The 12,828-nt window shown below is 72.6% G+C and carries 12 protein-coding genes; 7 read left to right on the forward strand and 5 right to left on the reverse strand.

Features of this window, described 5'->3' with window-relative positions:
- Positions 1–23 precede the first annotated feature (23 nt).
- From ACFVGS_RS02405 to ACFVGS_RS02415, 3 genes are all read right to left on the reverse strand, one after another.
- Entirely contained in the window at positions 24–1,103 is a 1,080-nt protein-coding gene (locus ACFVGS_RS02405; protein ID WP_384409908.1) for a threonine aldolase family protein, read from the reverse strand.
- On the reverse strand, positions 1,100–1,855 hold the full coding sequence (locus tag ACFVGS_RS02410) for an SDR family NAD(P)-dependent oxidoreductase (RefSeq protein ID WP_384409910.1): 756 nt from the start codon (positions 1,853–1,855) through the stop codon (positions 1,100–1,102). Before ACFVGS_RS02410 ends, ACFVGS_RS02405 begins: the two co-directional genes overlap by 4 nt.
- Positions 1,856–1,929: 74 nt before the next feature.
- Complete coding sequence (locus ACFVGS_RS02415) at positions 1,930–3,336, reverse strand: DUF6421 family protein (protein ID WP_384409698.1); 1,407 nt, start codon at positions 3,334–3,336, stop codon at positions 1,930–1,932.
- A gap of 257 nt (positions 3,337–3,593) precedes the next feature.
- On the opposite strand from ACFVGS_RS02415, the gene ACFVGS_RS02420 reads away from it, so the two are divergent.
- Complete coding sequence (locus tag ACFVGS_RS02420) at positions 3,594–4,277, forward strand: glycerophosphodiester phosphodiesterase (RefSeq protein WP_384409700.1); 684 nt, start codon at positions 3,594–3,596, stop codon at positions 4,275–4,277.
- A 139-nt stretch (positions 4,278–4,416) separates the two neighbouring features.
- Here ACFVGS_RS02420 and ACFVGS_RS02425 read toward each other — a convergent pair whose 3' ends face one another.
- Positions 4,417–4,968: a GNAT family N-acetyltransferase gene (locus ACFVGS_RS02425; protein WP_384409702.1), complete on the reverse strand. Its 552-nt coding sequence runs from the start codon at positions 4,966–4,968 to the stop codon at positions 4,417–4,419.
- Positions 4,969–5,143: 175 nt separating this feature from the next.
- Here ACFVGS_RS02425 and ACFVGS_RS02430 point away from each other — a divergent pair, with 175 nt between their 5' ends.
- The 4 genes from ACFVGS_RS02430 to ACFVGS_RS02445 all read left to right on the forward strand — a co-directional run bounded on the left by ACFVGS_RS02430 (position 5,144) and on the right by ACFVGS_RS02445 (position 8,547).
- On the forward strand, positions 5,144–5,725 hold the full coding sequence (locus tag ACFVGS_RS02430) for a DUF5134 domain-containing protein (protein WP_384409704.1): 582 nt from the start codon (positions 5,144–5,146) through the stop codon (positions 5,723–5,725).
- Positions 5,726–5,816: 91 nt separating this feature from the next.
- Positions 5,817–6,755 carry a M56 family metallopeptidase gene (locus ACFVGS_RS02435; protein ID WP_384409706.1) on the forward strand — a complete coding sequence of 313 codons (939 nt, stop codon included), beginning with the start codon at positions 5,817–5,819 and terminating at the stop codon, positions 6,753–6,755.
- Positions 6,756–6,942: 187 nt separating this feature from the next.
- On the forward strand, positions 6,943–7,617 hold the full coding sequence (locus ACFVGS_RS02440; RefSeq protein ID WP_385689585.1) for a phosphatase PAP2 family protein: 675 nt from the start codon (positions 6,943–6,945) through the stop codon (positions 7,615–7,617).
- Positions 7,618–7,746: 129 nt separating this feature from the next.
- On the forward strand, positions 7,747–8,547 hold the full coding sequence (locus tag ACFVGS_RS02445; protein WP_385689588.1) for a TetR family transcriptional regulator: 801 nt from the start codon (positions 7,747–7,749) through the stop codon (positions 8,545–8,547).
- Here the strand turns inward: ACFVGS_RS02445 and ACFVGS_RS02450 are convergent.
- On the reverse strand, positions 8,523–10,034 hold the full coding sequence (locus ACFVGS_RS02450; RefSeq protein ID WP_384409712.1) for an LVIVD repeat-containing protein: 1,512 nt from the start codon (positions 10,032–10,034) through the stop codon (positions 8,523–8,525). The genes ACFVGS_RS02445 and ACFVGS_RS02450 overlap by 25 nt on opposite strands.
- A 237-nt stretch (positions 10,035–10,271) precedes the next feature.
- On the opposite strand from ACFVGS_RS02450, the gene ACFVGS_RS02455 reads away from it, so the two are divergent.
- Positions 10,272–10,934 (forward strand): DUF305 domain-containing protein, encoded by a 663-nt coding sequence (locus tag ACFVGS_RS02455; RefSeq protein ID WP_385689591.1) that lies wholly within the window; start codon positions 10,272–10,274, stop codon positions 10,932–10,934.
- A gap of 187 nt (positions 10,935–11,121) precedes the next feature.
- Positions 11,122–12,546, forward strand: a complete 1,425-nt coding sequence (locus ACFVGS_RS02460) for an FAD-dependent oxidoreductase (protein ID WP_385689594.1) — start codon at positions 11,122–11,124, stop codon at positions 12,544–12,546.
- Positions 12,547–12,828: the final 282 nt, after the last annotated feature.

Genomic DNA, 12,828 nt, shown 5'->3' on the forward strand with positions numbered 1-12,828 from the left:
GCATAGCTATGCAAGTGCAGGGGCTATCGCGCCATCTCTTCCTTCAGCGCCTGGAGGAAGGCGTCCACGTCGTCCTCCGTGGTGTCGAAGGAACACATCCAGCGCACATCGCCGGCCGCCTCGTCCCAGAAGTAGAAGCGGAAGCGTTCCTGGAGGCGCCTGCTGACCTCGTGCGGGAGCCGCGCGAAGACCGCGTTCGCCTGGACCGGGTAGAGGATCTCCACCCCGTCCACGCCGCGCACGCCCTCGGCGAGCCGCCGGGCCATCGCGTTGGCGTGCCGGGCGTTGCGCAGCCAGAGGTCCTTGGCGAGCAGCGCCTCCAGCTGGACCGACACGAAGCGCATCTTCGAGGCCAGCTGCATGGACAGCTTGCGCAGGTGCTTCATGTGGCTGACCGCGTCCGGGTTGAGGACGACCACGGCCTCGCCGAAGAGCATGCCGTTCTTCGTCCCGCCGTACGAGATGACGTCCACGCCCACCGCGTTGGTGAACGCCCGCATCGGTACGTCGAGCGAGGCGGCCGCGTTGGCTATGCGGGCGCCGTCGAGGTGCACCTTCATGCCCTTGGAGTGGGCGTGCTCCACGATGGCCCGGATCTCCTCCACCGTGTAGACGGTGCCGAGCTCGGTGTTCTGGGTGATCGAGACGACCTGGGGCATCGCCCGGTGCTCGTCCTCCCAGCCCCAGGCCTGCCGGTCGATCAGCTCGGGGGTGAGCTTGCCGTCCGGGGTGGGCACGGTGAGCAGCTTGAGGCCGCCCATCCGCTCGGGCGCGCCGCCCTCGTCCACGTTGATGTGCGCCGTCTCGGCGCAGATCACCGCGCCCCAGCGGTCGGTGAGGGCCTGGAGCGCGGTCACGTTGGCCCCGGTCCCGTTGAAGACCGGGAACGCCTCGGCCGTGGGGCCGAAGTGGCTGTGCATGATGCGCTGCAGGTGGTCGGTGTACTGGTCCTCGCCGTAGGCGACCTGGTGGCCGCCGTTGGCGAGGGCGATGGCCGCGAGGACCTCCGGGTGGGCTCCGGCGTAGTTGTCGCTGGCGAAGCCGCGGACCGACGGGTCGTGGTGACGACGGGCGTCGGTCCTGGAGCCCAGGGCCGCGGTCAGGGCTTGGGGGTCAGCCACAGGCGCTGTCCATTCACTTCCTGTGCGGGCCGGTCCCAGAGTCCGGCGATGGCGTCGGCCAGGTCCTTGACGTCGGTGAAGCCCGCGAACTTCGCATTGGGGCGCTCCGCGCGCATCGCGTCGTGCACCAGTGCCTTGATCACCAGGATCGCAGCCGCCGCCTGCGGGCCCTCGTCGCCCCCCGCCTTGCGGAAGGAGTCCGCCATGGCGAGGGTCCAGGCCTCGGCGGCGGCCTTGCCGGCGTTGTACGCGGCGTTGTTGGCCACCGGCTTGTGCGCGCCGACCTGGCTGACCAGGGCGTAGCGGCCGCGGCCGCCGCTGCGCAGCAGGGCGTCGTGGAAGGCGAGGGAGGTGTGCTGGACCGTACGGATCAGGAGCTTCTCCAGGAAGTCCCAGTCCTTGAGGTCGGCCTCGGCGAAGGAGGGCGCTCCGCGCCAGCCGCCGACGAGGTGGACCAGGCCGTCGATCCGGCCGAACTCCTTCTCGGTCTTGTCCGCCCACTCGCGGGTGGCGCCCAGGTCGAGGAGGTCGACGGTGTCGCCGGTGACCGTGGAGCCGCCGTGCGCGTAGCGGGCGGCGTCGACCGCCTCGGCGAGCCGCGCCGGGTCGGCGTCGGAGGCGACGACGGTCGCTCCCGCCTCGGCGAGGCGGAGCAGGGCCGCCCGGCCGGCCGGGCCGGCCGCGCCCGCGACCGCGATGACGGCTCCGTCCAGCGTTCCGCCGTTACCGATCATGGTCGTCGCCTCCTGCTCGCTCGCCTGTGCCGCCCCGTCCGGCGCGGCGTCGCCGGTTGCCTTTGCCGTGTCGGTCACGCGGCGGCCCGCTCGGTACGGGCGGCGGTCGCGGGGGTGATGCCCTTGGTGGAGGCGATCACGCCCTTGAGCTTCTTGGCAAGGGCCTCATAGAACATGCTGAGCGGAAACTCGTCCGGAAGCACGTCGTCCACGAGCTTGCGCGGCGGGAGCGTGAGGTCCAGGGCGTCGGGACCCTTGGCCCAGGTGGAGCCGGGGTGCGGGGCGAGGTAGGTGGAGACCAGCTCGTACGCCTTGAACCAGTGGACGAGCTTGGGACGGTCGATGCCGTCGCGGTACAGCTGCTCGATCTCGCCGCAGAGCTGGTTGGTGACCTCGGGGGCCCGCTGCCAGTCGATCTTCAGCGTGTTGTCGGTCCAGCGCACCACGTCGTGCTTGTGGAGGTACGCGAAGAGCAGCTGGCCGCCGAGACCGTCGTAGTTGCGGTTGCGGTCGCCGGAGACGGGGAAGCGGAACATGCGGTCGAAGAGCACCGCGTACTGCACGTCACGGCCGTGCTCGTTGCCCTCGGCCTCCAGCTTCACGGCCTCCTTGAAGGCGGTGAGGTCGCAGCGCAGCTCCTCCAGGCCGTACATCCAGAACGGCTGGCGCTGCTTGATCATGAAGGGGTCGAAGGGCAGGTCGCCGTGGCTGTGGGTGCGGTCGTGGACCATGTCCCACAGGACGAAGGCCTTCTCGCAGCGCTCCTGGTCGTCGACCATGGCGGCGATGTCCTCGGGCAGCTCGATGCCCAGGATGTCGACGGAGGCCTCGGTGACCTTGCGGAAGCGCGCGGCCTCGCGGTCGCAGAAGATGCCGCCCCAGGTGAAGCGCTCGGGGGCCTCGCGGACGGCGATGGTCTCCGGGAAGAGGACGGCCGAGTGGGTGTCGTAGCCGGCCGTGAAGTCCTCGAAGGCGATGCCGCAGAACAGCGGGTTGTCGTAGCGGGTGGCCTCCAGCTCGGACAGCCACTCCGGCCACACCATGCGCAGCACGACCGCCTCGAGGTTGCGGTCCGGGTTGCCGTTCTGGGTGTACATCGGGAAGACCACGAGGTGCTGGAGCCCGTCACGGCGGTCGGCCGCCGGGTGGAAGGCCATCAGCGCGTCGAGGAAGTCCGGGACCTCGAAGCCGCCCTCGGCCCACTTGCGCAGGTCGGCGACGAGCGCGCGGTGGTAGTCCGCGTCGTGCGGGAGCAGCGGGGAGAGCTGCTCGACCGCGGCGACGATGCGCTCGACGGTCTGCTCGGCGTGGGCGCGGGCAGGGGCGCCCTCGGCCGTGAAGTCGATCGAGCCGTCCGCGCTCTGCCAGGGGCGGAGCTCCTCCACGGCATTCTTGAGCTCGGGCCACGAGGGGTGGTCGATCACCGGGGTGTCGGCGGCTATCCCCCCACCGGTCACGTCCTGCACAAGAATTTCCGTCATTCCTCTTCCTCCACAGGAGAACCTTGCGTCAGGACACGGTATCCACGTTCTGATCTCTCCCACAAGAGGGGAGGGAGAAATTCTCCTGTGAGACCCCGGGTGTCACCGTGAATTTTCCTGTCGGGTCCGGTGGAGGACCGAGAAATGCGGGGTTCCGCGCGCCCGCTTCCCGTTTCGTCCCCAGCGGTTAGGCTGCGCCAGGAGCCGACCGGCGCCCGGCACGGCAGGGGCCGGACTTCGACGGAAGCGAGAAGATCTTGAGTTTCCTCACCATCGGTCACCGCGGGGTCATGGGCGTCGCGCCCGAGAACACCCTGCGCTCCTTCGTCCACGCCGAGCGGGCCGGCATGGACGCCATCGAACTCGACCTCCACCTCAGCAAGGACGGGGCGCTCGTCGTCATGCACGACGCCGACGTCGACCGCACCACGGACGGCACCGGGCCGATCTCGGGCAAGACGCTCGCGGAACTGAGGGAGCTCGACGCGGGCGACGGCGAGCGCGTACCCGTCTTCGAGGAGGTCCTGGCCGCGGTACGGGCTCCGCTCCAGGCGGAGATCAAGGACGTCGCCGCGGCCCGCGCGCTCGCCGCGGTGCTCAACGACCGCGACCTGACCGGGCGCGTCGAGGTGCTGTCCTTCCACGACGAGGCCCTCGCCGAGATCCGCGGCCTCGTCCCGGGCGTGCGCACCGCGCTGGTCGCGGACCGCCGACAGGACGACGTGGTGGAGCGTGCTCTCGCGGTGGGCGCGGGGGCGCTCGTCCTGAACGTCCGGCACCTCACGCTGCACACCGTCGAGCGGGCGCACGCGGCCGGCCTCAAGGTCGTCGGCTGGGTGGTGAACACCCAGGACGACCTGCGGCTCGCCCGCGCCCTCGGCCTCGACGGGGCGACCACCGACCGCCCGGAGATCCGCCGCACGGGGCGCTTCACGGCCTGAGCGGCCCCGGACGGCCGGGGCGCCGGGGCGACCGTCCGGCCTGCGGCGGCCCGGGCGCCGGGGCGAGCGTCAGGCCTGCGGCGGCCCGGGCGCCGGCCGAGGCCGGTCTGGGGGCCGGCCGGTCAGGCGGGGCTCTCCGTCAGACGAGTTCCTTCACCAGGAGCTCGAACTCCAGGTCGTCGCGCTGCGGCACGCCGAAGCGCTCGTCGCCGTACGGGAAGGGAGTCATCCGGCCCGTACGGCGGTAACCGCGGCGCTCGTACCAGGCGATCAGCTCCGCGCGCACCGAGATCACCGTCATGTGCATCTCGCGCGCGTCCCACAGCTCCCGGACCCGGCGCTCGGCCTCGGCGATGATCAGCCTGCCGAGACCGGCGCCCTGGAGCTCGGGGCGGACCGCGAACATGCCGAAGTAGGCCGCGTCACCCCGGTGCTCCAGCTGGCAGCAGGCGACGATCTCGCCGTCCCGCTCCACCACCATCAGCCGGCTGCCCGGCGCGGTGATGACGGCGGCGACACCCTCGGCGTCCGTGCGCTGCCCTTCGAGGAGGTCCGCCTCGGTGGTCCAGCCGCCCCGGCTGGAGTCGCCCCGGTAGGCGGACTCGACGAGCGGGACGAGCACCGGGACGTCGTCCAGTGAGGCCTCCCGGTACGTGATCGGGCCGGTGGTCCGGGGCGCGGCGGTGTCCATGGTGTGCGGTCTCCCCTCGGGCGCTGGTGATCGGCGGACGCGATCGCCCACGAGCCTAACGCGCGCTCCCCGCACTCCCCCCTCGTACACCCGTGCGCGTCCTGACGTGCGCGTGGGTGCTCGGGCGGGCGGGCATGCCCTCCGGGTCGGGACCGCGAGGAGGGGGGTGTGCGGCGTGCACGGGCCGGCTCTGTCCGGGTGGTTGCTGGTCGTGCTGTGCGCGGCGAGCGGGGTGTACTGCCTGCTGCGCGTGCGCGGCAGCACCGGTGCGGAGCGCCGGGCGGCCGGCGGCGAGGCCGTGATGGGCTTCGGGATGGCCGCGATGGCGCTGCCCGCCGCGGCGCTCAGCCCGCCGGGCTGGAGCTGGACGCTGTACGCGGGGGTGTTCGGGATCGCGGCTCTGCACGCGCTCGGGTACGCGGTGCGGCACGGCGGACACCATCTGCACCATCTGGTCGGCTCGCTGGCGATGGTCTACATGGCGCTGGCGATGGCCGCCGCGCCCGGCGCGCACGGGGGACACGGTGCGGGGCACGGCGGCGTGGCCGCCGGCGGAGGCATACCCGTGCTGACGGGCGCGCTGCTCGCCTACTACGGCGTGTACGTGCTGCGTTCGGGCGCCCGGCTGGTGCCGGCGGCCGTCCCGGCGGGCGCCGGTGCGCCCCGGGCCGGCGCCGTGGCGGCCGGGCCCGAGCTGACGCTGGTGTGCCGGCTGTCGATGGCGCTCGCGATGCTGGCGATGCTCCTCACGCTCTGAGGGGTACGCGCGGTGCGATCAAACCGTGGCGTACGTCACTTGATCCGCGAGGGCATACCCCGTCCTGGTACCGCGCTCATAGGCTGACGCCATGTTGGTCTCCCTCGCGCTGCTCGCGCTCGGTGTCCTGACCGCCGTCGTCGCCCCGCGACTTCTGGCGCGGGCCGACTGGGCGGAACGGGAACCCGTGGTGGCGCTGTGGGTGTGGCAGTGCGTCGTGGCCGCGGTGCTGCTGAGCTTCGCGCTGTCGATGACGTTCAGCGCGGCGGCGGCCTGGCAGGCGGTGCGCGGGCAGGTCTTCGCGCCCGCGCCGCGCGCGGTGATCGACGCGTACGAGCTGGGGACGCACGGGCCGTGGTCGGCCGCCCTCGCCGTGGCGCTCGCGGCCGGCGGGCTGTGGAGCGGGGCGATGCTGGGCCGGGAGATCGGCCGGGCACGGGCCCGCCGCCGCCGGCGTCGCTGCGAACTCCTGGTGCGGGCGCCGCTGTTGCCCGGCGAGGAGCCCTCGGGCAGCTCGCGCCTGGTGGTCCTGGAGGGCGAGCGCCCGGACGCGTGGTGGCTGCCCGGCGGCGCTCCGCGCCTGGTCATCACGACGGCCGCGCTGCGCCGACTCAAGGGCCGTCAGCTGGACGCGGTGCTCGCGCACGAGCAGGGACATGCCCGGGCGCGGCACGACTGGCTGCTGCACTGCTCGGCGGCGCTGGCGGGCGGGTTCCCCGGCGTGCCGGTCTTCGCGGCCTTCCGCGGCGAGATGCACCGGCTGGTGGAGCTGGCGGCGGACGACGTGGCCTCGCGCCGTTTCGGACGGCTGACGGTGGCGCTCGCGTTGGTGGAACTCAACGAGGACCGCGGGGTGTTCGGCCCGGGACCGGCCCCGGACGCCGGCCTTCCGCAGCGGGTGAACCGGCTGCTCACCGCCACCCCGCGACTGACCGCGGCGCGCCGTCTGCGGCTGACGGCCGCGGCGGCGCTGGTCCCGGCGGTCCCGGTCCTGGTGGCCTTCGTCCCGGCGCTGACCGCACTCCCGTAGGGCCTGTCCGGCCCCGATCCGCCGGGCCACGCCGTGGACACCGAGCCGGGGACACCGAGCCGTGGACACTGCACCGCGGACACTGCACCGCGGACACCAGCCCGCGAACACCAGGCCGTGGACACCCAACCGTGGACACCGGGCCCCTGACGCACGGCGGCGGATCGCGGTCGGGCAGGATCGGTCCATGCGCATCTCCGCCGTGGTGTCCGGGGTTCTCGCCGTGCTGCTGCTCGTGCTGGTGGCCGTGGGATGGCCGCCCCTGCTGGCGTTCGACAGAGACGTGTCCGAGGCGCTGCACCGCAGCGCGGTCGCCGAGCCGGGCCTGACGCGGCTGAACCGGATCCTGAGCGACTGGGTGTGGGACCCGGTCACCTGGCGCGTACTCGTCACCGTCGCGGTCCTGGTGCTGTGGTGGCGCCGCGAGCGGCTGCTCGCCCTGTGGGTGGCCGCCACCGTGCTCTCCGCCTGGGGCCTCCAGCAGGGCCTGAAGGCCCTGACGGGCCGGGAGCGGCCAAGCTGGCCCGATCCGGTGGACTCGGCGCCGTACGAGGCCTTCCCGTCCGGCCACGCCATGACGGCGGCGGTCGTGTGCGGGCTGCTGCTCTGGGTGCTCGCCCTGCACTGGCGCGAGAGCCGGCCGGGCTGGGGCACGCTCGCCGGGGCGGCCCTGGTGTCGGTCCTCGGGGTCGGCTGGACCCGGGTCTACCTGGGCGTCCACTGGCCCTCGGACGTGCTGGGCGGCTGGCTGCTCGGCTGGTGCTGCGTGGCCGTCGCGATCCTCACGTACCGGCGGCTGGGAACCCGTACCACCACGGCCGACAGAAAGGACACCGGAGGCAGAATGGGAGAAACGTCGTGAAGCCGACTGTTCTGGACGATCCCCCGCGTCGCCCAGAACAGACGGCCGACCCCGCCTCCGGCCACGAGGGCGCGACGACAGGACGCGCTGAGTATATTGGCTGGAAGCCAGTCAACGCAGGAGTCCAGGATGTCCCCGCGTAGCGCATCGGTCAATGAAGAGCTTCGGCGGCGCTCCCGCGAGCGGATCCTGGCGGCCACCGTGGAGCTGGTATCCGAACGCGGCTACGAGGCCACGACCCTCGGGGACATCGCCCAGCGGGCCGGTTCGGCGCGCGGGCTGATCTCGTACTACTTCCCCGGCAAGCGCCAGCTGCTCCAGTCCGCGGTGCACCGGCTGATGCACCGCACGCTGGAGGCGGCGCTGGAGCGCGAACCGCGCACGGAGGACGGCCGGGAGCGGCTCGCGCGGGCGATCGACGCGATCCTCGGCCTCGCCGAGGAGCGGCCGGTGCTCATGCGGACGCACATGGCGGGCATCCTGCAGGCCGAGGGCTTCGTGCAGTGCCCGGAGCAGCAGCGGCTCGCGGCACTGCTGCGCGACACGGTGGCCCGCTACGGCTCCGCCGACGTGGACGCCGACTATCCGCTGCTGCGGGCGCTGCTGATGGGCGCGGTGTTCGCGCAGCTGCTGCCGGGCGCGGCGATGCCGCGGGCCCGGCTGCGGGCCGAGCTGTTCCAGCGGTACGGGCTGGAGTGGGAGCAGGGCGTGCCGCCGGACGGGGGTCCGCCCGACGGCACGCCGGTGCTGCCGGCGACGTTACGGGGCCGCACGGTCCTGCCGGACCGCCTGCCGCGTCAGTCGTCGGGACTGCCTTCCGGCCTGCCGTCCGGTCTGCCGTCCGGTCAGTCGTCCGGCCATCCGTCGGGTCTGCCGTCCGGACAGCCGTCCGGTCGTCCGTCCGGTCAGTCGTCGAAGTCGTCGAAGTAGTCCGGCTGGGTCTGGACGTTGAGCTCGTCCATCCGGATCCGCTCCGCCTTGTCGGTGCGCTTGTCGCTGAGCTTCAGCACGTCGAAGCCCTTGGCCAGGTCGTTCGAGTAGATGTGGCCGTTGTAGTAGTAGGCGGACCAGGAGCCGCCGCCGACGAGCGTGGTGCTGGAGATCGGGCCGCGCTCGAAGTACGCGATCTCCTTCGGCCGGCGGGAGTCGGTGAAGTCCCAGACGGAGACGCCGCCCTGGTACCAGGCCTGGACCATGATGTCCTTGCCCTTGACCGGGATGAGCGAGCCGTTGTGGGCGACACAGTTCTCGGTGTCGGCCTGGTGGCGCGGGATCTTGAAGTAGCTGCGGAAGACCAGCCTGCGCTGGTCGCCCTTGCCGGTGATGTCGTAGATGCCGTCCGCGCCGCGGTTCGGGCCGACGGTCGCGTTGCAGGTGGCCGCGCCGCCGCCGCCGAGCTCGTCGGTGAAGACGACCTTGTCCGCCTTCTGGTTGAAGGTCGCGGAGTGCCAGAAGGCGAAGTTGACGTTGTCCTGGACCTGGTCGATCACCCGGGGCTGCTCGGGGTTCTTGATGTCGAACAGGATGCCGTCGCCCATGCAGGCGCCGGCGGCCAGGTCCTTGCCCGGGAGCACGGTGATGTCGTGGCAGCCGGTGGTCTTGGAGACGCCCGGGTTGGTGGGCCCGCCGGGGTTGCCGCCGCCGTCCGGGCCGTCACCCGGGAAGAGCACCGGGAAGCCGACGACCCTGGCCTGCTCGGGCGCCTTCCGCGGCACCTTGATGACCGAGATGCCGTCGTGCGGGGGCTGGCAGTCCGGGAAGGCGGCGTTGGGCGAGTACGAGGAGACGTAGACGTACACGTCCTTGCGCTTGGGCACGAGGGTGTGGGTGTGCGAGCCGCAGGCGGTCTCGACGGCGGCGACGTACCTCGGGTTGGCGACGTCGCTGATGTCGAAGATCTTCATGCCCTCCCAGGATTCCTTCACCGAGGCCGGCTGCGGCGTGCTGGCGCAGGAGTTGTCGCTGCGGGAGGAGTCGGTGGAGAGGAAGAGCAGGTTGCCCGAGACGGAGACGTCGTTCTGGGAACCGGGGCAGAGCACCTGGGTGACGGTCTTCGGGTTTGCGGGGTCGCTGATGTCGAAGATCCGGAAGCCGTCGTAGTTGCCGGCGAAGGCGTACTTGCCCTGGAAGGCGAGGTCGGAGTTGGTGCCCTTGAGGGCGTCCTTGGGGATGTTGACGAGGTGTTCGATGTTGGAGCTGTGGACGATCTCGTCCACGCCGGGTATCTCACCGCTCGCGATGGCGGCGCGGGCGTCGGCCGCCTGCTCCGCCGTGACCTTGTTCCCGAGGGGCTCGTCGCCCGGGTCGGGTGTGGCGGCCGCGGGCCCTGCGGCGAGCAGACCGATCAGCAGGCCCGCCGCGGCGGTCGCCACACCCAGGCCTCTGATCCGTGCACGCGGGGTACTCGTGGTACGCACGAAGTCACTCAGTCCTCTCTGATTTCGTTCGCAGTCGAACGACGAATGGACCCCGGCAGTATCTTCCTTAGCCTGGACATCTCAACAGATGGCAACAGAGAAGTCATGAAGTCCTGCGGAACTGCCGCTGTTGACAGGGTGATTGATGTTGTTTGAGTGATTGATGTTGTTGTTGACGCTGCTTGACTGACTGACTGCCGTCGTGCCCGCCGTCCTGTCGTGCCTGTGGAGGTCGCGTTGCCGAACCGCCGTGTCGCCCGTGGTGCCGTCGCCGTACTGCTGTCCGCCACCGCCGTGCTCGCCCTCGGCGCCTGCCAGACCGGATCCGGGGACACCGAGTCCGCGCCGAGGGCGGGGGGTTCGGGCGGAAGTCCCGGGATCGTCGCTCCGGGGCGGCCGGGCGAGCCCGCGAAGCGGGTCTCACCGGAGGAGGCGGCCCGGCTGATGCCGGACGAGCGTCCCAACAGCGCCGACTACGGCTACGTGCAGATGATGATCGTGCATCACCGTCAGGCCCTCACCATGACCGCGCTCGCGCCGCAGCGCGCCCGGTCCGACAGGGTCCGCAAGGTCGCGGAGCGGATCCAGGCGGCCCAGGCGCCGGAGATCGGCGCGATGGAGGGCTGGCTGAAGAACAACGGCGGCGCCCGCCCGCAGTCCGGCCACGACCACCACACCATGCCGGGGATGGCGACGGAGGCCCAGCTCGCGCAGTTGAAGGCGGCCAGGGGCGAGGCCTTCGACGCCCTGTTCCTGAAGCTGATGATCGCCCATCACGAGGGCGCCGTGACGATGGCGGCGGACGTGCTCAGCCAGGGCAACAACGTGCTGGTCGAGGAGATGGCCAACGACGTGATCGCCCAGCAGTCGGCGGAGATCGACCGGATGCGCTCGATGTAGCGCGGCCCCGACGGGAGGCGGCCGGGGGCGGGCTTGCGCGGGTGGGCTTCACGCGGACGGGCTTACGCGGGTGGGCTTGCGCGGGTGGGCTTCACGCGGACGGGCTTACGCGGGTGGCGTACGCCCACTCCCCCGACGGGCCCGGCGGTGCCATGCTGGAGGTCTCCCGGCGGGAAGGGGTGCGTCCGTGCTGCGTGTCGCCGTCGTCGGCTCGGGCCCCAGCGGGGTCTACACCGCCCAGGCACTGGTCGGGCAGAGCGACGTGCCCGGGATCCGGGTCGACGTCCTGGACCGGCTGCCGTGCCCGTACGGCCTCGTGCGCTACGGGGTCGCGCCCGACCACGAGAAGATCAAATCGCTCCAGGGCAGCCTGCGGACGGTCCTGGAGGACGAGCGGATCGCCTTCCTCGGCGACGTGGAGGTCGGGACCCGGGGACTCACCCCGGCCCGGCTCCTGGAGCTGTACCACGCGGTCGTGTACTGCGTGGGCGCCGCCCGCGACCGGCGGCTGGGCATTCCGGGCGAGGAGCTGCGGGGCAGCTTCTCCGCGACGGAGTTCGTCTCCTGGTACAGCGCCCATCCGGACGCGGTGCACGAGGACTTCGGCCTCGACCGGGCCGGCGCCGTGGTCGTCGGCGCGGGCAACGTCGCCGTGGACGTGACCCGGCTGCTCGTCCGGCGGGCGGAGGAACTGCGCCCGACCGACATCCCGCAGGACGCCCTCGAGGCGCTCAAGGACAGCGCGGTCCGCGAGGTGCACATGGTCGCCCGGCGCGGGCCCTCCGCGGCCCGGTTCACCACCAAGGAGCTGCGCGAACTGGGCGCCCTGCCGGACACCGAGGTCGTGGTCGATCCGGCGGAGCTCGCCCTCGATCCCGGGTACGCCGCCCCGGACGGGCTGCCCGCCGTGAGCCGGCGCAATGTGGAGGTCCTACGGGCCTGGGCCGGGCGCGCCGCCGAGGGCTCGCCGCGGGCCCGCGCGGTCCGGCTGCGGTTCTTCCTGCGGCCGGTGGAGATCCTCGGCGAGGCCGGCCGGGTCACGGCGGTCCGCTTCGAGCGGACCGAGCCCGACGGGCAGGGCCGGGTGCGGGGCACCGGGCGGTACGAGGAGATCCCGGCCGGACTGGTGCTGCGCGCGGTCGGCTACCAGGGCGTGCCGCTGCCCGGGCTGCCGTTCGACACGGCGACGGGCACGGTGCCGCACGAGGCGGGCCGGGTGCTGCGGGACGGAGTCCCGTCGCCGGGCGAGTACGTGGCCGGCTGGATCAAGCGGGGCCCCACCGGGGTGATCGGCACCAACCGCCCCTGCGCCAAGGAGACCGTCGCCTCCCTGCTGGCCGACGCCCCCGCCCTGGCCCGCCGCCCGATCGCGCCGGACCCGCTTCCGGAGCTGCACGCCCTCGGCCACGAGCCGGTTCCCTGGACGGGCTGGCTGGCGATCGAACGCGCCGAGGCGGCACTCGGCGGCACGCTGGGACGCGGCCCGGTGAAGATCCCCGACTGGACGGGCCTGCGCGGCGCGGCCCGCGGCGGCCCCGCCTTCGACGCCGCCCGACGCCCCGGCGAGGGCGGCCTGGCAGACCGCACCAGGGAGGGCGGCCCGATCAGCTGATCCGGACGTCCGCCGGGGCGCGGGAGGGTCCGACGCACGGATGGCGCGGGGCCGACCGGCGACCGGGCCCGTCGAGCGACCGTGCGCGCCGAACGGCCCGGCACGTGAACGGCCGGGCGCATCGGGCGTCGCGGCGCCGGCGGATCAGGGCCGGATAGGCCGCGGCGCCTGGTGCATGGGGTCTCCCCTGCTCGAGCGAAGCCGAGAGCTTGGGGAAGGAACTGTCGGGGCGCTCCGGCAACGCGGCGAGGTGCCGTGCCAGACGCCGCGGACCCGGCCACG

The organism is Streptomyces sp. NPDC127114, from assembly GCF_042677525.1.
Lineage (GTDB): Bacteria > Actinomycetota > Actinomycetes > Streptomycetales > Streptomycetaceae > Streptomyces.